The organism is Salinicola socius (assembly GCF_001937195.1).
GTDB lineage: Bacteria > Pseudomonadota > Gammaproteobacteria > Pseudomonadales > Halomonadaceae > Salinicola > Salinicola socius.
Genome location: NZ_MSDO01000060.1, coordinates 1 through 1,078, shown reverse-complemented (window position 1 = coordinate 1,078; position 1,078 = coordinate 1). Strand labels below are relative to the sequence as shown.

Below are 1,078 nucleotides of genomic sequence, written 5' to 3'. Positions count from 1 at the left end.
GCGGCGGCATCACCTTCGCCGGGGCATTGGATACTCGCACAGAGTCTCATGATAAGAGCAAGAGCAATTGGGCGTGGCAGTCGGCCAGGGGTAAAGGCCAGACCGACCAGACGCTGCGCCAGAGTGAGCTGCTCGCCCAAGGGCAGACGCTGATCCAGGCGGCCAACGGCCTCAACATCGACGTTAGCCACATCGACCAGCAGACGGTCAGCCAGACCATCGACGCCATGGTCACTGCCGATCCCGACCTCGCTTGGCTCAAGACGATGGAAGATCGCGGCGATGTCGACTGGCGTGCGGTCAAGGAGATTCACGACAGTTGGGACTACAGCCAATCGGGGCTGGGTCAGGGAGCGGCGCTAGCGATCAGTATTGCCGCCACGGCCATGATGCCTGGCATTGGCGCTGGCCTGAGTGGCGCCATGATGACAGCTGGCGCGGGATCGCTGGCCGCCACCGGCGCGGTCAGCCTGATCAACAATCGTGGCGACCTGGGCGCCACGTTCGACGACACGCTCTCCTCCGACAGCCTCAAAGGTGCGTTGATCGCCGCCGCCTCGGCGGGCGCCGCGCAAGGGCTGGATACCGTCTGGGGCGGTTCCACGGACATCGCCAACGGCCAGACCACCGGCTTCAATCTGAGCGATTGGGGCGATACCGGGCGCTTTGTCGGCCAGCGCGCCTCGCAGGCCGTGGTCGACGCCGGGCTGCAGACCGCCATCGCCGGCGGCGAGTTCGACGAGCATTTGCGGCAGACGTTGCAAGGGGCGGCCAGCACCGTGCTGGAAGCCACCCTGTTCAACCAGGTCGGCGACCTGGGAGCGCGCTACCCCGAGCTTCTGGCCGACGGCGAGGGCGGCAAGATCGCCCTGCACGCCCTCGCCGGCGGCCTGGCAGCCGAAGCCACCGGCGGAGACTTCAGCACCGGCGCGGCGGCGGCGGGCGCCAACGAAGCGCTGGTCGAGCAACTGGCTACGCTAGTCGATAACGACCCGCAACTGCTGGTTGCCGCCTCGAAGCTCACCGGGCTGATGGCGGCGGGGCTGGTGGATGGCGACGTGGCGCAGGGTGCCGAGAT

The 1,078-nt window shown here is 67.4% G+C and carries 1 protein-coding gene; it reads left to right on the top strand.

Annotated elements, in window-relative coordinates; translation table 11 throughout:
* A partial coding sequence (locus BTW07_RS18710) for a DUF637 domain-containing protein (protein WP_167369288.1) occupies nucleotides 1–1,078 on the top strand: 1,078 nt, incomplete at both ends.